Below are 19228 nucleotides of genomic sequence, written 5' to 3' on the forward strand. Positions count from 1 at the left end.
TACCCGTCAATCGTTCTCGTGACCCGCTGGAGCGGGTTACCGTGAGCCATGCCCGCAGCGATCCTCTCCATCGGCACAGCGGTTCCGGCGACACGTATGGCCCAGTCCGAGGCGCGTGACTTCTTCGCCGCGCAGCCGGGCATCGGGCGGCTGGGCGGGCGTCTCATCCATGCGGCGTTCGATCAGTCCGCGATCGACTTCCGCCATACCGTGATCCCGGATCTCTACACGGCAGAGGGCGGCATCTTCCTGAGCCCGACCACGGGCATGCGACGGCCGACGACCGGTGAGCGCAACGCCTACTACCGCCGCGAGGCGCCCCCGCTGTTCGCGGCGGCCGCCTCCGAGGCACTCGCTCGTGCGGGAGTCGGCGCCGCGGAGGTCACGCACGTCATCACGGCATCGTGCACCGGGTTCTTCGCCCCGGGGCCCGACTTCCGGCTCGTGATGGACCTCGGACTCCCCACGAGCGTCGAGCGGTACCACATCGGGTTCATGGGATGCGCGGCCGCCTTCCCCGCGCTGCGTGCCGCCACGCGCATCTGCGATGCGCAGCCGGGTGCCGTCGTCCTGGTCGCGTGCGCCGAGCTGTGCACTCTGCACATCCGCTCCTCCGACGTGCCCGACCAGATCGTCGCATCCTCGGTGTTCGCCGACGGTGCTGCGGCGGCCGTCGTGACCTCGGACGCCGCACGTGCGACGAACGCCCACCTGGAGGCGGCCGGGTTCACGACCGCCATCACGAGCGAGGGCGAGAACGCCATGGACTGGACGATCGGCGACGAAGGCTTCGAGATGGTCCTCACCGCCGAGGTGCCCCGCATCGTCGGGCGCGAGATCCGCGCCGCGGTCGATGCGGCCGGCGGCTCGGAGACGGCGGATGCGTGGGCCGTCCACCCCGGCGGGCGCAGCGTGCTCGACCGCGTGCAGTCCGGGCTCGACCTGCCCGACAGCGCCATGCAGACGTCGCGCGCGGTGCTGCGGGAGTACGGCAACATGTCGAGCGCCACCATCCTCTTCATCCTCGGCCGCCTGCTCGCCGACCCGACCCTCGGCGACGGCGCACGTGTGATGGGCCTCGCGTTCGGCCCGGGGCTGACCGTCGAGACGGCCCGATTCACCCGGCGGGATGCGACGTGAGCCTCGCCGTCCGCGATGCGCAGCTGCGCGAGATGATGGACGACCCGGACTGCGATCCCGTCCGGCTGCGCCGCACACTCCAGCGGTTCGCGATCACGAACCGCTTCGTGGCGGGATGGGGCCGGACGTACCGGAACCTGATCGCGCCTGCGCTGGCGGCCCTCGGGCGTCCCGCGACGATCCTGGACCTCGGATGCGGCGGCGGCGACGTGCTGCGCCGCGTCGTGCACGCGGCGCGCCGTGACGGCTTCGAGGTCACCGGGCTCGGCGTGGATCCTGACGAGCGGGCGATCGCGACGACGAGACCGATGGATGCTGTCACCTACCGCGCCGCCGACAGCCGGCGTCTCCTGGCCGAAGCGGCCGCCTTCGACATCGTGATCTCCAACCACGTGCTCCACCACCTCGACGAGCACGCCTTCGACGCCTTCGTGGACGAATCGGCGTCGCTGGCGACGACCCTCTGCATCCACTCCGACATCCGCCGCGCCTCGCTCGCCTACGCCGCCTATGCGGTCGGGATCACCCCGATCTCCCCGGGCTCGTACCTGCGCACCGACGGCCTGCGCAGCATCCGTCGCTCCTTCACGCCCCGCGAACTGTCCGCTGTCCTGCCGCTCGGCTGGCGCGTGGAGACCTCGCGGCCGTTCCGCGTGCTCGCGGTGCACCGGGCGCGGCACCGCGCATGAGCCATCACGAGGTGATCGTCGTCGGGGCCGGCCCGGCAGGGCTGCTGGTGTCCGCCGAGCTGGCGCGGCGCGGCGTCGACGTCGCGCTCTTCGAAGCGCGCACGACCGCCGGCGCGGGAAGCCGGGCGATCGGCGTGCACCCGCCCGTGCTCGCGGCTCTCGAGGCATCCGGTGCGACCGAGCGCATCCTGGCCGCTGGCGCCCGCATCCCGCGCGGCGAGGCGCGCAACCGCAGCGGCAGCGTCCTGGGCGAGGTGCGGTTCGACCGCCTCAGCACTCGATTCCCGTTCGTTGCGGCGGTTCCGCAGGCGGTCACCGAGGCCGCGCTCGCGCACGGCGCGCCCCTGCCGGTCCGCGGACGCCGGGTGGATGCCGTCAGCGAGCGCATCGATCGGGTCGAGGTGCGCTTCGCGGGGGATGCGGCCACCGCCTCGGCGGTCGTCGTCGCTGCCGGAGTCGCGGGACGACGACTGGTGCCCGCCGCCCTGCCGCGAGCGCGGAGCTATCGGGACCGCTATGTCATGGCGGACCTCTCCGGCCCGACCGGGGAGCCCGACGGGCTCGCGGTCGTCACGCTGGACCCGGCCGGAGTCGTCGAGTCGTTCCCGCTGCCGGGCGGCGGCAGGCGACTCGTCGCGTGGAACGGCCAGGGGCCGGCAGAAGACGGACCGGCCCTCGACACGCTCCGCACCGCGGTCGCGGCGCGCACCGGAGACGTCCCGCTCGCCGACCTGATCCAGGATGCGACGGCCTTCGGCATCCGTCGCGTGCTCGCCCGCCGCATGCGCTGCGGGCGCGTCTTCGTGATCGGCGATGCCGCGCACGAGATCAGTCCCATCGGCGGGCAGGGCATGAACCTCGGGCTGCTGGATGCCGCGACCCTCGCGCCCGTGCTCGCACAATGGCTGGCCGACCCCGGTTCCGAAGGAGCATTCGATCGCTGGGAGCGCAGCCGCCTGCAGTCGGCGCGGACGGCGGCGCGCATCTCGGGGCTCAACACGGCTCTCGGCCGTGGGCGGGGCGCTGGGTCCCATCGCCTCCTCGCGGGTGCGGTCCGAGGGCTGGCCGGGCGGTTCTCCCCCGTGCTGGCGCGGGCGTACGCGATGGGTTTCGACGCCGACGCGTGACGAGAGCGTCAGGCGGCCAGCCGGCTGGCGACGACGACCTCGGCCGTCAGCAGCAGCGCTCCCGCCATGACGAGCTGGAATGAGAGGCGCCTCGGCTCGCGGATGAGCGAGACGACGAGCCCCCACGCCGCGAGCACGAGCACGCCCGCGGTGAGCACCCAGGTCGCGATCACACCCGCCGTGCTGTCGACATCGGTGCCGAGACGCACGACGACCGCCCCGACGACGAGCGCGACGTAGGCCACCACCGCCGACGCGCGGCGGCCGAGGCGGTGCGGCAGCCCGCGGACCCCGGTGAGCTCGTCATCCTCGAGGTCGGGCAGCACGTTGGAGAAGTGCACGGCTGTTCCGAGCGCGGCTCCCGCGATCCAGGCCCAGAGCGGGGCGACATGGGGATGCGAGAGCGCCAGCGTCGCCAGAGAGGGGAAGACGCCGAATCCCACGGCGAAGCATGCGGCGGACCACACCGTCGACTTCAGCACCGCGTTGTAGGCCCAGCCGCAGGCGAGGAACACCGCGTGGGCGACCGCCATCCCCCACCCGAGCAGCGCCGAGAGGGCGAGTGCGACGACCACGGCGACGATCGCCGAGATCCACGCGACGCGAATCGGCGCCTGCTCGCGTGCGAGAGGCTTGTCCGTGCGGCCGGCGATGCGATCCCGCGGGGCGTCGATCACGTCGTTCGACAGGCCGATCGACACCTGGCCGAAGAAGACCGAGACGGTCAGCACGACCAGACGGTCGAGGTCGACACCGACCGAGAGTCCGAGGGCGAGCGCGATCGTCGTGACGACCACCGTGGGGCCGGGATGCGTCGAGCGCCATAGGGTGGCGACGACGTTCGGGCGGCTCCGCTCCGAACTCCCCGTGACTGGCGGCGTCATGCACCCACGGTACGGCCAGACGACGGAGGATGGGGCGATGAAGGAACGCGTCCTCGACCTGGTCTTCCTGATCGGAGTGCTGTTCAAGGGCATCGACGGACTCGTCGAACTGGTCGGCGGAGTCCTGCTGCTGTTCGTCGCGCCCGCCCAGCTGATCGGCCTCGCCGGCAGTCTCACCGCCGCCGAGCTCGCCGAGGATCCCCACGATCTGCTCGCGAACCTGCTGCTGAACGGCGTCGCCCACCTCGGTTCGGGCGGCAAGACCTTCCTCGCCGCGTATCTGCTGCTGCACGGCGTCGTGAAACTCGCGATCGTCGTGGCGCTGCTCATCGGCTCGCGCAGGATCTATCCCTGGGCGATGGCCGCGCTCGGGCTGTTCCTGATCTTCCAGATCTACGAGATGTTCACGCAGCCGTCGGTGGGCGTCGCCGTGCTCACGGTGTTCGACGCGGTCATCATCTGGCTGACGTGGCGCGAATGGCGGCGCGGGCGCGAGCTTCGCGCCACCTGGCGTGGCACGGTGGCGTGGGTGTTCCACCGCACGCCCGCGCCGGGCACGGAGTGAGCGCTAGCCTTCGAGACCGTGGAAGCGCGGGGTCTGGCTGCGGACGGCCTCGGTCACGCGCTCGAGGAAGCCCGTGATGATGCTCGCCTCCGACGTCGTGAGGGAGGCGGAGATCTCCCGAAGCCGAGCCCCCAGGGGGTCGATGTCATCGAGGGCGGCCGTGCGATCGAGCGCCACGACGTGCTTGCTCCGGCGGTCGACGGGATGCGGCTCCACCCGGAGCAGGTGCTTCGCGACGAGCCTGTCGAGGAGGGTCGTCACCGATGACGGCGACAGATGGAGCTGGTCGGCGATCATGCGCGGCGTGACCGCATCGCCGGGGAACTCGGACACGTAGCGGACGGCGGCACGGTCGGTGTCGTTCAGCCCGGAATGACCCGCTCGCTGGCGGCCCAGCCGAGCCTCCGCAAGGCGCAGGCGCTCGACGGCGTCGGTCACCGCTCGGATCTCGTCGAGGCTCGCGGCATCGTGTTCACGAGGCATATCGCCACCATACCCAACATCGCTCGGTTTCGAACTATGAGAAACCTCACATTTCGGTTTCAGATATTACGGTTCCGAACTATCATTGGTTTCGCGTAACCGTGCCCCAGCGGCCGCGGAGAGCAGAGGAGCCCGACATGGGCAAGTTCAACTACAACGCCACGACCCGGGCGGACATCGATGACCGCCTGCTCCTGCACCTCCAGATCGTCATCGGCACGAAGCTGCGGCGCGGCGAGGCATTCCCGTTCACGTGGAAAGACGACGCGAGCCTCGGCGGCGGCCGCACCACCGTCTGGGTGAGCGCGTCATCCACGCTCATCTACCGCTATCACGGCAGCCGCATGCCCTCCGTGAACAGCCAGTGGCTCGAGGCGCTGATGACCACGGCGAACTCCCCCGGCGGCCTGTACCCCGTGAATGAGCCGGCGGCCGCAGCCCGTCGGGACGCCATCGGGCCCGACGAGCCGCTGAACCTGGAACTCGTGCCCTGATCCGCGTCCCGGCCCGACTCTCGGGCGTCCGGATGTCGGCGGCCGCGCGTAGCGTCGTCGCATGACGTTCTTCGGCACGCTCGAGACGCCCGTGGGCGTGATCGGCGTCGAGAGCGACGGCGAGTCGATCACGCGGGTGGCGTGGATGCGGGTGCCCCCGGCGCCGGGATCCTCGCGCGATCCGATCCTGAGCGAGGCAATGCGCGAACTCGCGGCCTATTTCGCCGGTGACCTGAGACGGTTCGAGGTGCCGATCGCCATCCCCGCGCGGCCCGACGCGACGAGCTCCGTGCTGAACACGCTCCACGACACCGTCTCCTATGGCGAGTCGGTGACGTACGCCGAGCTCGCCGCTCGCAGCGGCGGTACGGTGCCGGCACGAGGGATCGGCTCCATCATGGGCGCGAACCCGCTCCCGATCATCGTGCCGTGCCACCGAGTGGTGGCAGCCGACGGCCTCGGCGGCTACTCCGGAGGCGCACCGGGTCAGGGTCGCGCGACGAAGCGCTGGCTGCTCACACACGAGGGTGCGATTCCGCCGTCCCTCTTCTAAGACTCTCCGTCGAACTCGCGCCGCAGGTACTGCGGAGCCTGCACGCGCCACGCCTCCGTGACGAGCTCGGTGAAATGATCCGGATCGATGCGCTGCATGCGGAAGGCGATCTTCGGCTCACCCCAGGGCGTCGTGCGGGGCAGGAACACGTCCGGCGCCATCTCGCGGAGAGCGAGCGCGTCGAGTTCGTCGGCGAGCTTCACCGCCACCACGAGTTCGGCCGCCATGACCTCGCGCACGCCCTCGGGGACGCTCGGCCACGGCGAGCACTCCCACGCGTACAGCTTGTTGCGCACGAACCAGGCGGCCCCGCCGGTCATCGCGCGCTCCTCGCTGCCCGGGAGGCCCTCGGCGATGCGTCGCAGATCATCCAGGCCGACCACCTTCGAAGGCTAATCGGGACCCCCGACACCGTGAAACGAAGCGTACATTTGCCTCACGACCTGTCGGCAGCCGCCCGCGACCAGCATCGTCCCGGCCCGGCGGCCGTGAGGAGGACGACATGATCGAGACGGCACCTGCCGGCTGGTACGGGCTGCCGGGAGGCGGCAGCCGGTTCTGGGACGGGCGGATGTGGACCCCGGATGTCCTCGGCGCGCCCTCGCGCGCAGCGGAGTACGAGGCTCTCTCGCCGGACCTGCCCCCGCCCCAGACGCTCGTGATCGAGCCGCTCGTGATCGAGCCGCTCGCGCCGCAGGTGCCGGCGGGCTGGTACCCGAGCGCGTCGGGTGTGCTCCAGTGGTGGGACGGCGCGACGTGGGGACCTCTCGCGCCGGAAGCGCGGTCCGGGCGCCGTCCGCCGAAGGAGGCCGGGATCGCGTACGTGTTCCTCCTGCTGCTCGGCGGGTTCGCGGCGCACCGGTTCTACTTGGGACTGACGGGATCGGCGATCGCCTTCAACATCATCTGGTGGGGCGGATGGATGTTGTCTCCCTTCCTCATCGGCATCCCCTTCGTCATCGCGGGTGGTTTCTGGCTGTTCATCGACCTCTTCCGCATCCCGTTCCTGACCCGCTCCGTGAACGCATGGCGCCGCTCCTGCGCGTAGCGGCCAGGTCGGGGCGTGCTAGCGTCGTCCCGATCGTGATTCGAACGACCGGAGGTGAGACCCATGAACGCAGTATCCGTATGGGTGCTCCCCCGGCAGGCACGATCCTGCGGCTGAGGTAGTCGCAACCGGGAGCGCCGACAGGCACATCGCGAAAGGCGACTCCCATGAGCACTTCCTCTCCCACCCCTCACGACGCGTCCACGGGCAACTGGCCGATGCCCGACCAGCAGTTCGACGTCGCGCGCTCCGGTCGCGCCGGCGAGCGGGCCCTCGTGATCGCCGGCGGCGGCGCAGCAGGCAACGCCTGGGCGCTCGGCGTCATCGCGGGCCTCGCGGACGGCGGCGTCGACGTCAGCCGCGCCGACCTGGTGATCGGCACCTCATCCGGCTCGACCGTGGCCGCCCAGATCACGAGCGGAACCCGGGCCGCGGAACTGTACGCGTCGATCCTGGCCGAGCAGCTCCCGGTCCACGGCAGCAGCCCGCGTCGAGGGCCCGCGGGCGGCGTCTCGGGCCAGAGCTACCTGGACTGGTCGAACGCGGTCATCGCGTCGGCGTCAGACGCCTCCGACATGCGGCGCAGGATGGGCGCTGCGGCGCTCGAGCGCGACGCATCCGACGGCGCGGACGGGATGCGGTGGCGCGACGTGGTCGCGGGTCGTCTCCCCCGTGCGGAGTGGCCCGAGCAGCGCGTGCTGATCACGTCGGTCGATGCACGCACCGGCGAGCCGGTCGTCTTCGACCGCGACAGCGGCGTCGATCTGGTGGATGCCGTGGCCGCGAGCACCTCTGCGATGAACCCGTATCCGATCGGCGCGAACCGCTACCTCAACGGCAGCTACCGGCGCGGCGAGAACGCCGATCTCGCCGCGGGCCACGGGCGCGTGCTGATCCTCGTTCCGTTCGGCGGCCGGACGCGCGTTCCGCAGGAGTGGGGCATGGACCTGAGCGCTCAGGTGGCCGATCTGCAGGGCGGCGGGAGCGTGGTCGAGACCGTGTTCCCGGATGCATCCACCCGTGACTTGTTCGATGCCAACGCGCTGGATCCCGCCACGCGGCTGCAGGCCGCCCATGGCGGGTACGAGCAGGGCCACGCGCTCGCACCCCAGCTCGCCGACTTCTGGAGCTGAGCCGCTCCGTTCCACCCTCCCGCCGGCGCCGCCCTTCCTGCCGTTCGCCGGTGATCCGGCGGAAATCGGGCGGGCGCGCTGCGGCCGCCCGATTTCCGCCGGATCGCCGTCGTGCCGGGGAAACGAAAGCTGAGAGTTTTGCATGACTGCAAACATTGTGTGGCTACATCATTGCACAGGTGCAATTATGTAGGTACGCAATCTTACGAAGGAAGCTGATGTCTTCAACCGCTACAGCACCCACGCGGACTGTGCGCGCATCCCGCCGCACTCCCGGGTCCCCGATCATGACGCACCGGCAGATCATGCTGGTGATCGTCGGCCTGATGGCCGGCATGTTCCTCGCATCCCTCGACCAGACCATCGTGTCGACCGCCATCCGCACGATCGGCGACGACCTGCACGGTCTCGATCAGCAGGCCTGGGTGACCACGGCCTACATGATCACGTCGACGATCATGGTGCCGATCTACGGCAAGCTCTCCGACGTCTTCGGACGTCGCCCGCTCTACCTGTTCGGCATCGCCGTCTTCATCGTCGGGTCGCTCCTGTCCAGCTTCTCGACCTCGATGATCGAGCTCGCCGCCTTCCGCGCCTTCCAGGGCATCGGCGCCGGTGCGCTCATGTCTCTGCCGCTCGCCATCATGGGCGACATCCTCGCTCCGCGTGAGCGCGCCAAGTACCAGGGATTCTTCCTGGCGATCTTCGGTGTCTCCGCTGTCCTCGGGCCCCTCCTCGGCGGCGTGTTCGCCGGCGCGAGCGAGATCTTCGGCATCACGGGCTGGCGCTGGGTGTTCCTCATCAACGTGCCGATCGGCATCATCGCGATCAGCATGGTCTTCGCGTTCCTGCACCTGCCCCGGATCGGCGATCGCGTGAAGCCGCGCATCGACTGGTGGGGCGCGGCCGCGGTCATCGTCGCGCTCGTGCCGTTCCTCCTCGTCGCGGAGCAGGGCCGCACGTGGGGCTGGACCTCGACCGCCTCGGTCTCCTGCTTCGTCGTCGGCGCGCTGGGCCTGCTTGCGTTCCTCCTCATCGAGCGGCGCATGGGCGAGGATGCCATCATCCCGCTGAAGCTCTTCCGCTCGGGCACGTTCTCGATGGCGACCGGCCTGGGCTTCCTCATCGGCTTCGGCATGTTCGGCGCGATGCTCACCATCCCGCTCTACCTGCAGATCGTCGTCGGCCTCTCTCCGACCGCATCCGGCTTCGCGATGCTGCCGATGGTGCTCGGCCTCATGATCTCGTCGATCGGCTCGGGCCAGCTCATCTCCCGCACGGGCAAGTACCGCTGGCTGCCGACGATCGGCATCGCGCTGGTCGCCGCCGGCTACGGCCTGCTGACGATGCTGAGGGTCGACTCGTCGATCTGGATGCTGTCCGGGATCATGGTGCTCGTCGGCCTCGGCCTGGGCATGGTGCAGCAGGCGCTCACCCTCGCCACGCAGGGCGCGGTCGAGCCGCGAGACATGGGTGTCGCGACGAGCGCCGCGACGTTCTTCCGCCAGATCGGCGGCACGCTGGGCGCCGCCGTGCTCCTGTCGATCCTGTTCTCGGTCATGCCGACGCACATCAACACCGCGATGGCCGACAAGACGCAGCTCACGGCCGCGCTGGATGCCGCGATGAACCCGGCTGTCGCCGACAAGGCGAACAACAAGGGCGTCATGGACCAGATGTGGTCGAAGATCGTCGAACCGATCGAGAAGGGCACGCAGGAGGGTCTCGACAAGGCGACCGCCCAGGTCACCGCCGCCGTCAAGGTCGCCGTGACCCAGAAGGTCACCGCCGCCGTGGACGCGCAGGTCGCCGCGGGGCACGTCCCGCAGCTCGCCGCCGACTCGGTGATCGCCGAGCAGGTCGCGAAGGCGCTGCCGGATGCGACGGCCACGGCCCTGCAGCGGGCCGCCGCCAAGGCCGGTGTCTCGGTGATCGACGGAAGGCTCGCGGTCGACTACACCGACGCCGCGCAGCGCCAGGCGATCGTCGACAAGGCCGAGCCAACGATCGAGAAGAAGCTGAAGGACACCTCGTCGACCAGCTCGTCCGACAGCCCGAGCATGAGCGACACGTCGTTCCTGAACGGCGCGGACAAGCCGCTGACGCTGCAGTTCCTCACCGGCTTCACCACCTCGACGGGAGCCGTCTACTGGACGGGTCTGATCGTGATGCTGGTCGCGTTCGTCCTGTCGCTGTTCTTCAAGGCGCCCCCGCTGCGTCAGCGCTCTGCTCTCCAGGAGCAGGCCGACCAGCATGCGGCTCAGGTCGAGGCCGAGAGGGCGGACGCCGAGCGCACCGATGACGACGTCATCGCAGAGCTGGAGGAGCGGGTCAACTCCTGACCCGCCACAATGGGAGGTGCACCGGCCGGACGAGCTCCGGCCGGTGCATCCCCGCAGAAACGGATTGAGACGATGAGCAACCTGCAGCCGGATTCGCTCCGCGAGCGCAAGAAGCGCGAGACGCGCGAGCGCATCCGGGAGGCCGCGGTGGAACTGGCGGATGCAAAGGGCATCGCCGACACGACGGTCGAGGAGATCTGCGCAGCGGCGGATGTCTCGGTGCGCACGTTCTTCAACTACTTCCCGAGCAAGAATGCCGCGATCCTGGGCCTTCCCGCGCTCGTCATCACCGACGAGGCGCGTACTGCGTTCCTCGCGGGTCAGGGCTCGCTCGTCGGCGACATCGTGACGCTGATCACGGGCCTCGGGATCGAGCTGCCGCAGAAGCACAAGCACGGGGTCATCAAGCGCCACCCGGAGCTGGCCTCGACGCTCATGGAATGGGGCAGCCGGCACCGCAGCGACCTGATCTCGATCGTGGAGCAGCGGGCAGACGCGCCGACCGCGCGGCTCGCCGTGGGCGCGGTGATGCTCGCGTTCGGCGATGCGGCATCCGAGGGCGGCGACCTCAGCGAGGACACGATCGTGGATGAGGTGCACCTGGCGCTCGATCGCCTCGCCGGTCTGCTCGCGGAGCGCGCTCCGCGCTGAATCCTCTCCGTCCGGTAAGACGGAATCATCAACGAGGAGGCCACCGATGGAGCTGGACGAGAAGCAGCAGGCATTCCTGCAGGACCACCACGCCGCGGCGATGATCACCACCGCCCACGACGGCGAAGCCAAGGCGGTGCGCGTCGGCATCGCGCTGGTCGACGGCCGCATCTGGAGCAGCGGCACCACCGATCGGGTCCGCACCCGACGACTGCGTCGCGATCCGCGGAGCACGCTCTTCGTCTTCGATCCCGGCCCGAGATTCCTCACGATCGAGGCGAAGGTCACGATCCTCGACGGCGAGGATGCGCCGCGCAACAACCTCGACCTCTTCCGGGTGATGCAGAGCCGTCCCGCCGGCCCGCTGAACTGGTACGGCGAGGAGCTCGACGAAGACGCCTTCCTCGCCCGGATGGTGAGCGAGGGCCGGCTCGTCTACGAGTTCTCCCCGGTGAAGGTCTACGGCACGGCGTAGCGCTGCGACGTTCCTTAGACGCTCCTGGGACGAGCCCGCCTACAGTCGGCATCGCCCGCCGTCCCCGACCCAGACGAGACGATGACCGACACCAGCAGCATCCGCATCCCACACGCCATCCGCGAGTACTTCCGCATCGATCTGCCCGGTCTCCGGGCGCAGCCGCGCGCCGGACGCCTCGTGATCGCGACACTCGTCGCGATCGTCGGCTCGGTCGCCGCTTGCGCGCTCCTCGCGCTCGCCGGTGCTGCACTGTTCCCCTCGACCCGCGGCTACGAGCACTTCCAGTTCGCGGACTACACCAAGCTCACGGTCGTCGGAGTGCTGATCGCGTGCGCGGGATGGCCCCTCGCGTGCGCTGTGAGCTCCCGCGCGCGCCGGCTCTACCTGTGGGCTGCCGTGACCGTCACGATCGTCTCGTTCGCCCCTGATGTATGGATCGCGATGCACGGCCAGACCGCCGAGGGCGTGTTCGTGCTCGCGATCATGCACGTCGCGGTGGCGGTCGTCACGTACCTCGCCGTCGTCGTGATCGCGCGCCAGCGGGATGCGGCTGCGACCAGCGCTGCGTAGCCGCACGCGCTCCGCCCGCGTGTCCATCGCCGCACGGTTCGATCGTCATTCGGATGAGACGGGCATCGCGCCTGATCACCCGGAGACGAAGAGGGAACCCCATGAGCAGAATCTACGTCGCGAACCACGTGACCCTGGACGGCGTGATGCAGGCGCCCGGCCGCGCAGACGAGGACGCCCGCGGCGGCTTCTCGCGGGGCGGCTGGGCGACCGCGCGCTCGAACGACGAGGTCGCGACCGCGCTCGGCGAGCGCGTGATGAAGGCGGGCGGGATGCGCCTCCTGCTCGGGCGCCGAAGCTACGACGACATGCTCACGCACTGGAACGCGCAGGGCGGCCCTTTCAAGGACGGCCTCAACAGCGCACCCAAGTACGTCGTCAGTGCCTCGGCTTCGACGACGCTGCTCTGGCCGAACTCGACCCTCGTGTCCGGGGACGTCTCATCCCAGGTCGCAGCGTTGAAGGCGGCGGATGGCCCGGACCTGTGCGTCATGGGCAGCGGCTCCCTGATTCAGGCGCTGCTCGCATCAGACCTGATCGATGAGTTCCTCCTGTTCATTCACCCGATCATCCTGGGCACCGGGCGGCGACTTTTCCCGGACGGTGGTGCGACGGCTGATCTGAGACTCCTGAGCACCTCGAGCACGAGCACGGGGGTCGCCATCGCGTCCTTCGCGGTCAGGACCGCCTCTCCTCGTGCAGATCGGTGATCATGCCGGCGGCCACCGCATCCGCGACGACCCGATGCTCGGCAGCGACGGGCGATCAGTGCCCGCGCACGTCGAAATCCTCGTAGAACCAGCCCGGCCCCCGGCCCCACGCGTAGACGACGAACGTCCCCGGCTCGCCGGGACGGGTGAGGAAGCCGCTCGCTCCGTGGAACTCGCCGATCTCGGTCCCGGTCGTCGGAATGACCGCTACGGCCGGATCGTATACCCGCGGTAGTACGAACGAAGCTGCTCCAGGGACCGATCGCTGCGGATCAGCAGCGCGCCCAGGTACTGCATGCCGTTGCCGTTCCCAACGAGCTTCCCGGCCTGTGCCGTGGAGTCGATGCGCTCCGTCCCCGCGGGAAGAGGGAGGCTGAGCAGCTCGGTCTCGACATCGCGCGCGGCGGCGTCGTTGACGACCGGCACCGACACGGCGAACCCCGCGATGATGAGGACGACACCCAGGAGCATGGTCCAGACCGCACGGCTCACGACCGTTCGGCTATCGGCTCGCTGCACCTCGGGCATACAGAGACTCTACGAAACGGATGCGCAGGGCTCGGTTCACACAGTCGGTCCATTAGGGGTGCCGGGACGGTCGAAGAACGCGAGGATGTCGGCGGCGCGCTGCGTGAGCATCTATTGACCGGCGGGCGCTATGACATTTCCTTGGATTTCTTCGCCCCGCACGTGATTCTGAGCGTTGTCTGTCAGGCCGCACTGGACGATCCACGTATGGCATCTCAGGGGGCCGCCACGCCGTCGCCCGCGCTTCCGGATCTGCTGCCGGAGCCTCTGCGCCGACATGACCCGAATCGTGGGCTTCTGGTCGTTCTGGCTGCGGAGCCTCGAGCGCGATCTGCGGGCCGCCCGTATACGGGCCGACCGCATCCACAGCGAATCGATCGTCATCTGAGACCTGGGGAGTCGTCATGAAGAAGATCGTGTGGTGCATCCTCGCCACCATCGCCGGGCTCGTGTTGCTCTTCACCTACCGCACGTCGCTGGATCAGCCCACGACATCCCCCATCATCACCGGCACCAAGACCACGTCGACGAGAGGCCCGTCCCCGTCTGCGACGCCGTCCCCGTCCGCGACGCCGTCCCCGTCCGCGTCCGCGACGCCGGCCGCGCCCGCGACGACATCCGCGCCAGCGACGCCCGCCGCACCCGCGAACCCAGGCGGCTCCTCCGGTTCGTCGAGCGGGTCCTCGGGGTCATCGGGATCGACCAGCCGGTCCGCGAGCGGGCTGAAGGACGGGACCTACACGGGCCGAACGGCATACACGCGATACGGTCCGATGCAGGTCAGGATCACCGTGTCGAGCGGGGTCATCACCCGCGTGGCAATCCCTCAGTACCCCAACTCCACCGGGACAGACCAGCAGATCAACTCCTACGCGATCCCGCAGCTCGCCAACGAGACCCTGGACGCGCAGAGCGCACGGATCGACATGGTCTCCGGCGCGACCTACACCAGCCAGGGCTACCTGGACTCGTTGCAGAGCGCGATCGACAAGGCCCGCGCCTGACTGTGCTCAGCGAGCCAGGGGAACGTCAGCAGGAACCTCGCGCCTGCCGCCGCCAGAGGCGACGAGCGCGCACCTGGCTGGCTCACAGGTCGCCGTCGGAAGATCCGGGCATGACCGCTCGACGAACGGCGCCTCTCGTGGCTGCGGCGGCGCTGCTCCTGGCAGCCTGCACCGGGCCGGCTGCGGGCTCGGCGAAGCCGCCCCCCGCCCCGACGACCGTTCGACCGGCGAGCCCGACGAGCGTCGCGACCGCCGCGCCGGCGCCGACCGCGGGCGCGCCGGGTAGCGCGTTCCCCGCCGTGGCCGCGGGGCACCCCCCCGGGGAGCTGGCCCCCGGCTCGAACCCCGCCGTGCTGCCTGGGCCCGTCGTCATCGCCGACCGCGACAACAACCGGCTCGTCGTCGTCAGCCCGCACGGCCAGGTGCTGTGGCAGTGGCCGCAGCCGGGGGACCTCGCGCCGGGGCAGACCTTCCAGGTGCCCGACGACGTCTTCGTCACCCCCGACGGCAAGGACGTCGTCGCGACGGAGGAGGACGTCTTCGCCATCACGGAGATCGACGTCGCGACCAGGAAGATCGTCTGGCGGTACGGCACACCGGGTCACCACGGCTCCGGGCCCGACCAGCTGTGGAACCCGGACGACGCCATCATGCTGCCCGACCGCAGCGTGGTCGCCGCCGACATCAAGAACTGCCGGCTCGTCGACCTGTCCGCGGCCTCGACGTCACCGCTGTGGACGCTCGGGACCGTCGGCCGCTGCCACCACGCGCCGCCGACCCGCTTCGGCAGCCCGAACGGCGTCTTCCCGCTGCCCGACGGCAACTTCCTGGTCACGGAGATCAACGGGGACTGGGTCGACGAGATCGACCGGCACGGCCACGTGCTGTGGGCCACGCATCCGCCGGCGGTCGCATACCCGTCCGACGCCCACCAGTACAAGCCGGGCCAGTATGTGATTGCGGACTACTCCGACCCCGGGCAGGCGCTCATCTTCGACGCATCGGGCAAGACGATCTGGCGCTGGAACCCGTCGTCGGCTCCCGGGCGCCTCACACACCCGTCCCTGGCCATCGGCCTGCCGAACGGCGACATCATGCTCAACGACGACTCCAACCATCGCGTGATCGTCATCGACCCGAACACCAACACGATCGTGTGGCAGTACGGGCACACCGGTCAGCCGGGCAGCAGGACGGGCTACCTCAACCATCCGGACGGCCTGGACCCTCTGCCGCCGTTCTCGCTGGCGGACACCGTCGGCGTCACGGCGCCGCCGACGCCGGGCCGATGGTGAGCCGCACCACCGTGTCCAGAGGGTGGGTCGAGCCGGCCGCGGCCGTCTCGCCGCCGACGACGTAGGCAGCGTCACCCAGCACGGCGACCGCCGTGTCGGACGCGGCGGACGGCAGGTGCCCGACGAGCGACGTGGCGCCCGTGGCGGTGTCGAGGCGTTCGATGGCGTCCAGGTGCTTGCCGGCGCTCAGGCCGCCGACCACGAGCAGCGTCCCGTCGAGGACTGTGGCGGTCGCGTGCGACAGCGGCGCGGCCAGGTGTCCGTCGACGCTCGCGGCGCCCGTCGCGAGGTCGACGCGCTGCACGATGTCGACCTGGGCGCCGCCGTGCTGCCCGCCGACCACCCACAGCGCGCCGCCGACGAGGGCGGCCGCGGCGTACCGCACGCCGGTCATGAGGTGCGCCACGATGTGGAACGTCCTGCCGTCGGTGGTGGCGAGCACGTCGGTCAGCTCCGTGCCGGTCGCGTACCCGCCGACGACGTAAGCCGTCGTGCCGTCCGACGCCACGACATGGTCCGACCGCGGCGTCGGCAGGTGCCCGACGAGAGTGCCGGCGCCCCCCGCCACGGGCACCGACTGCACCCAGTCGGCCGACGCCTGGACGCCGCCGCCGAGCACGAAGGCCGAGCCGCCGAGGACGGCGCCGCCGGCGTCGTGCGTCGCGTGGGCGAGCCGGCCCACGGCGGTGATCGCCGCGGCCGGGGGGTCGAGCCTCAGCACCTGGGCGCTCGTGTTGCCGGCGACGAGCCCGCCGAGCAGGAGCACCTGGCCGTCTGCCGCCACGGCGACCACTCGCGAGGCCGGTGCCGGCAGCCGCACGGACAGCGTCGTCGCGGTCACTGTGGTGACCTGAGCGGGCGTCGTGGTGGGGGCCTGCGATTGGCCGGGTGAGCCGGCGGCGCTACCGGAGGACGATGGCGCCCGGAAAGGGTCGGTCGGGTGGCTCGCCGTCGGGGCCGCGCTGCACGAGCCGAGCACCACCACGGCGAGCAGACTGACCAGGGCGGCGCGCATGCGCCGGCCCGTCGAGGGAGTGGGGACGCGTCGAGCTGGCATGGTGGCCATTCTGAGGTACGGCTCCATGCCCCGGCTGTGGGCTCGAGGGACGTATCCCGATGGCGGAGTGGGGCCTGTGCTGATCGTAGAGGTGGCGGCCGTTAGTATTCGAGACGACGAACGAGTCACGGACCGAGGACTCCGGTAAGCCGTGCGGACGTTCGTCCAGGACAATTCCGGTGGTCGACCTCGCTCCGGAGCACGAGGAGCGGAGGACGCATGACGATGCAGCAGCGGCGAGTCGACTCGGCGAAGGCAGTAGTCGCGACCGGCCCGGCCGGCGGTTCATGGTCGCTCGGACCATTGCAGGTGAGCCGCATGGGCTTCGGCGCCATGCGGCTCGCGGCCGGTGCGGCGTTCACCGACGGTCCGAGCCGAGACCGGGCGGCATCCATCGCGGTGCTGCGCCGCGCGCGCGAGCTGGGGGTGACGCACTTCGACACGGCCGCGTTCTACTTCTCGCCGCTGCGCGCCGCGAACGAGATGATCAACGCCGCCTTCCCCGAGCACGACGACGACATCGTCGTCGCGACGAAGGTGGGTCCGGGTCGGGATGCCTCGGGCCACTGGACCGATCCCGCACGCCCCGACCAGCTGCGCGGGCAGGTCGAGGAGAACCTGCGCCAGCTCGGCCGCGACCGGCTCGACCTCGTGTATCTGCGGGTGTTCGGATCGGGCTCGATCGGCGACCTTTTCGGCGTACTGGCCGAGCTGCGGACCGACGGCTTGATCGGCAACCTCGGCGTCTCGAACGTGTCCCGGGCACAGCTGTACGAAGCATGGGACATCGCTCCCGTCGTCAGCGTGCAGAACCGGTTCGGGCTCGATCAGCGCACCCCGGAGACCCTCGCGGTGCTCGAGGAGACCACCCGGCGCGGGATCGCTTTCGTGCCGTTCTTCGCGATGGCCGGAGCTGCCGGCGGGCGTGGCCGCTCCGCCGAGACGAACCCGGCGGTGACCGAGGTCGCGAACGCGCGCGGGGTGTCGGAGGCGCAGATCCGGCTCGCCTGGACGCTGCATCAGGGTCCGAACGTGCTCGCGATCCCGGGCACCGGCGACCTCCGGCATCTGGAGCAGAATGTCTCGGCGGCGGACATTCAGTTCACACACGAGGAATTGGATGCCCTCAGCCGGTGACGCAGCGGGCCCCACGCCGAGCGGGTTGTCGGGGATATCGCATTCTCCCGGTCGCGGTCGCGCTCGACAACGGCGGATTTTGCGGGCACTGCATCTTGCGATCGATGCCGCGGCCGACACTCGGCAGCCGCACAATGAGCGACCGTGCACTGCACGGCCCGCGACCGAGTTCGCCGACGGACGGCTCTCTCACGGGACTCTGTACTTCGCCGATCCATTCGGCGCACCCGACGCGGGAATCACACTGGCCGAACCCACGCCGGGACGGGAGATCCGGCGGCCGCACCCATGACGCAGCAACGGCCCGGCACGCATCCGCAAGTTCGGCACACTGCAAAGGGCTGGCACGAGAACGCGGGCAGCCAACGGCTCCTGCCAACCAACCGCACACCAAGCACACCGCCCGCAAAGGGACCCCATCCGGAGGTGGGGTTAGCGGTTAGGGTTCGAGAGCTTGGTAGAACGCGCGTCCACCGGCGTCGTGCGCGCTGGCGCGGTATGGAGTGACGTCCGCGAGGGCTGTCGACACGTCCGCGATACTACCGACCGGCCTGTCCGGCGGGGCCGCCATGAAGTGAAGACCCACCCCGGCGGGGCCTCGTCGTTCTCGAAGAGCCTCAATCAGCGGTGTCCACAATCGACGCGATTGTGGCGATCAGGCGTCGGAATCGGTCGATCGCAGTCTGCGTGCCCTGGATAACGAGGGCGTCGTCTGCGCCGTTCAGGATGAATCGCGAGAACTCTTCTCCGCTCGCCACGACTCTCACTTCGGCGGGGTGGTCGTCGCAGCCTGCCGAGTACGTCCAGTGGCCTTCGTCGCTCTTCACGTGATAGTCATCGCCGTCGAGGATGAGTTGCCAGTTGGCCGGATCGCGGTCGGTGGACTCGCTCTCGATGGCCTGCACGGCTGCTCGCAGCAGGTGTTCCGGATGCACCGGCTCGCCGGGGCGCGGCCGACGCCAAGCGTGCCGACGGCCCCAGTCGCCGAGCGCATCGATCACGGGCGCGAGCTCACGGCCGACGTCGGTCAAGGCGTACCGGACCTCGCGTCGGCCCGGCTCCCGATCGACCGCGACCACTCCGGTCTGCTCCAGCTCCTTCAAGCGCTGACTCAGAGTCTTCGGAGTGATTCCTCCCAGTCTTCCCATGAGGTCGGTGAACCGTCTCGGCCCCGAGAGCAGGTCTCGGATCACGAGCAGGCTCCAGCGGTCGCCGAGCTCCTCGAGCGAGCGGGCGACGAGGCAGAAGTGGTCGTACGTGCGCACGTTCCGGGTAGTTCCCATAGGACGAGCTTAGCGCTACTATTTCATAACTACTATCTAATAGTTACTGAAGGAGCG

Annotated in this window: 22 protein-coding genes; 16 read left to right on the forward strand and 6 right to left on the reverse strand. The window is 70.0% G+C overall.

Annotated features, from left to right (window positions below; genetic code table 11):
- Positions 1-48 precede the first annotated feature (48 nt).
- Genes SM116_RS11990 through SM116_RS12000 form a run of 3 tightly spaced genes read left to right on the forward strand, consistent with a single transcriptional unit; the run spans position 49 to position 2956 of the window.
- Positions 49-1140: a type III polyketide synthase gene (locus SM116_RS11990; protein WP_320941214.1), complete on the forward strand. Its 1092-nt coding sequence runs from the start codon at positions 49-51 to the stop codon at positions 1138-1140.
- Positions 1137-1829, forward strand: coding sequence for a methyltransferase domain-containing protein (locus tag SM116_RS11995; RefSeq protein WP_320941215.1), 693 nt, complete (start codon positions 1137-1139; stop codon positions 1827-1829). The genes SM116_RS11990 and SM116_RS11995 overlap by 4 nt, the downstream gene beginning before the upstream one ends.
- Positions 1826-2956, forward strand: coding sequence for an FAD-dependent oxidoreductase (locus SM116_RS12000; RefSeq protein WP_320941216.1), 1131 nt, complete (start codon positions 1826-1828; stop codon positions 2954-2956). Before SM116_RS11995 ends, SM116_RS12000 begins: the two co-directional genes overlap by 4 nt.
- Positions 2957-2964: 8 nt before the next feature.
- On the opposite strand, the gene SM116_RS12005 is transcribed toward SM116_RS12000, so the two are convergent.
- A complete protein-coding gene (locus tag SM116_RS12005; protein ID WP_320941217.1) occupies positions 2965-3840 on the reverse strand; it encodes a UbiA family prenyltransferase in 876 nt (291 codons plus the stop codon).
- Between the two features lie 37 nt (positions 3841-3877).
- Here SM116_RS12005 and SM116_RS12010 point away from each other — a divergent pair, with 37 nt between their 5' ends.
- The gene (locus SM116_RS12010) at positions 3878-4405 is read left to right on the forward strand and encodes a DUF2127 domain-containing protein (protein WP_320941218.1); all 528 of its coding nucleotides are present in this window, start codon (positions 3878-3880) and stop codon (positions 4403-4405) included.
- A 3-nt stretch (positions 4406-4408) separates the two neighbouring features.
- Here SM116_RS12010 and SM116_RS12015 read toward each other — a convergent pair whose 3' ends face one another.
- Entirely contained in the window at positions 4409-4888 is a 480-nt protein-coding gene (locus tag SM116_RS12015) for a MarR family winged helix-turn-helix transcriptional regulator (RefSeq protein WP_320941219.1), read from the reverse strand.
- Positions 4889-5025: 137 nt separating this feature from the next.
- Here SM116_RS12015 and SM116_RS12020 point away from each other — a divergent pair, with 137 nt between their 5' ends.
- The gene (locus tag SM116_RS12020; RefSeq protein ID WP_320941220.1) at positions 5026-5382 is read left to right on the forward strand and encodes a DUF7882 family protein; all 357 of its coding nucleotides are present in this window, start codon (positions 5026-5028) and stop codon (positions 5380-5382) included.
- A 61-nt stretch (positions 5383-5443) separates the two neighbouring features.
- Entirely contained in the window at positions 5444-5935 is a 492-nt protein-coding gene (locus SM116_RS12025) for a methylated-DNA--[protein]-cysteine S-methyltransferase (protein ID WP_320941221.1), read from the forward strand.
- Here the strand turns inward: SM116_RS12025 and SM116_RS12030 are convergent.
- Positions 5932-6318: a hypothetical protein gene (locus SM116_RS12030; RefSeq protein WP_320941222.1), complete on the reverse strand. Its 387-nt coding sequence runs from the start codon at positions 6316-6318 to the stop codon at positions 5932-5934. The genes SM116_RS12025 and SM116_RS12030 overlap by 4 nt on opposite strands.
- A gap of 119 nt (positions 6319-6437) precedes the next feature.
- Between SM116_RS12030 and SM116_RS12035 the strand changes: the two genes are divergently transcribed.
- The 7 genes from SM116_RS12035 (at position 6438) to SM116_RS12065 (ending at position 12867) form a co-directional block, all read left to right on the forward strand.
- On the forward strand, positions 6438-6983 hold the full coding sequence (locus SM116_RS12035) for a TM2 domain-containing protein (RefSeq protein WP_320941223.1): 546 nt from the start codon (positions 6438-6440) through the stop codon (positions 6981-6983).
- Between the two features lie 167 nt (positions 6984-7150).
- Positions 7151-8116 (forward strand): patatin-like phospholipase family protein, encoded by a 966-nt coding sequence (locus SM116_RS12040; protein ID WP_320941224.1) that lies wholly within the window; start codon positions 7151-7153, stop codon positions 8114-8116.
- Positions 8117-8334: 218 nt separating this feature from the next.
- Positions 8335-10458 (forward strand): MDR family MFS transporter, encoded by a 2124-nt coding sequence (locus SM116_RS12045; RefSeq protein WP_425563263.1) that lies wholly within the window; start codon positions 8335-8337, stop codon positions 10456-10458.
- 72 nt (positions 10459-10530) lie between these two features.
- Entirely contained in the window at positions 10531-11109 is a 579-nt protein-coding gene (locus tag SM116_RS12050; RefSeq protein WP_320941225.1) for a TetR/AcrR family transcriptional regulator, read from the forward strand.
- A gap of 46 nt (positions 11110-11155) precedes the next feature.
- Positions 11156-11584, forward strand: a complete 429-nt coding sequence (locus tag SM116_RS12055; protein WP_320941226.1) for a pyridoxamine 5'-phosphate oxidase family protein — start codon at positions 11156-11158, stop codon at positions 11582-11584.
- 81 nt (positions 11585-11665) lie between these two features.
- Positions 11666-12157, forward strand: coding sequence for a DUF6069 family protein (locus tag SM116_RS12060; protein ID WP_320941227.1), 492 nt, complete (start codon positions 11666-11668; stop codon positions 12155-12157).
- 101 nt (positions 12158-12258) lie between these two features.
- Positions 12259-12867, forward strand: coding sequence for a dihydrofolate reductase family protein (locus tag SM116_RS12065; protein WP_320941228.1), 609 nt, complete (start codon positions 12259-12261; stop codon positions 12865-12867).
- Between the two features lie 207 nt (positions 12868-13074).
- Here SM116_RS12065 and SM116_RS12070 read toward each other — a convergent pair whose 3' ends face one another.
- Positions 13075-13395, reverse strand: coding sequence for a hypothetical protein (locus SM116_RS12070; protein ID WP_320941229.1), 321 nt, complete (start codon positions 13393-13395; stop codon positions 13075-13077).
- Positions 13396-13799: 404 nt separating this feature from the next.
- Here SM116_RS12070 and SM116_RS12075 point away from each other — a divergent pair, with 404 nt between their 5' ends.
- A complete protein-coding gene (locus SM116_RS12075; RefSeq protein WP_320941230.1) occupies positions 13800-14399 on the forward strand; it encodes an FMN-binding protein in 600 nt (199 codons plus the stop codon).
- A gap of 110 nt (positions 14400-14509) precedes the next feature.
- Positions 14510-15694 carry an NHL repeat-containing protein gene (locus tag SM116_RS12080; protein ID WP_320941231.1) on the forward strand — a complete coding sequence of 395 codons (1185 nt, stop codon included), beginning with the start codon at positions 14510-14512 and terminating at the stop codon, positions 15692-15694.
- Here the strand turns inward: SM116_RS12080 and SM116_RS12085 are convergent.
- The gene (locus SM116_RS12085; protein ID WP_320941232.1) at positions 15663-16751 is read right to left on the reverse strand and encodes a kelch repeat-containing protein; all 1089 of its coding nucleotides are present in this window, start codon (positions 16749-16751) and stop codon (positions 15663-15665) included. The two genes, SM116_RS12080 and SM116_RS12085, sit on opposite strands and share 32 nt — an antisense overlap.
- A 219-nt stretch (positions 16752-16970) precedes the next feature.
- Here SM116_RS12085 and SM116_RS12090 point away from each other — a divergent pair, with 219 nt between their 5' ends.
- Positions 16971-17888, forward strand: a complete 918-nt coding sequence (locus SM116_RS12090; RefSeq protein ID WP_320941233.1) for an aldo/keto reductase — start codon at positions 16971-16973, stop codon at positions 17886-17888.
- A gap of 617 nt (positions 17889-18505) precedes the next feature.
- Here the strand turns inward: SM116_RS12090 and SM116_RS12095 are convergent.
- The gene (locus SM116_RS12095) at positions 18506-19171 is read right to left on the reverse strand and encodes a winged helix-turn-helix transcriptional regulator (protein ID WP_320941234.1); all 666 of its coding nucleotides are present in this window, start codon (positions 19169-19171) and stop codon (positions 18506-18508) included.
- Positions 19172-19228: the final 57 nt, after the last annotated feature.

The organism is Microbacterium rhizosphaerae, assembly GCF_034120055.1.
Classification (GTDB): Bacteria; Actinomycetota; Actinomycetes; order Actinomycetales; family Microbacteriaceae; genus Microbacterium; species Microbacterium rhizosphaerae.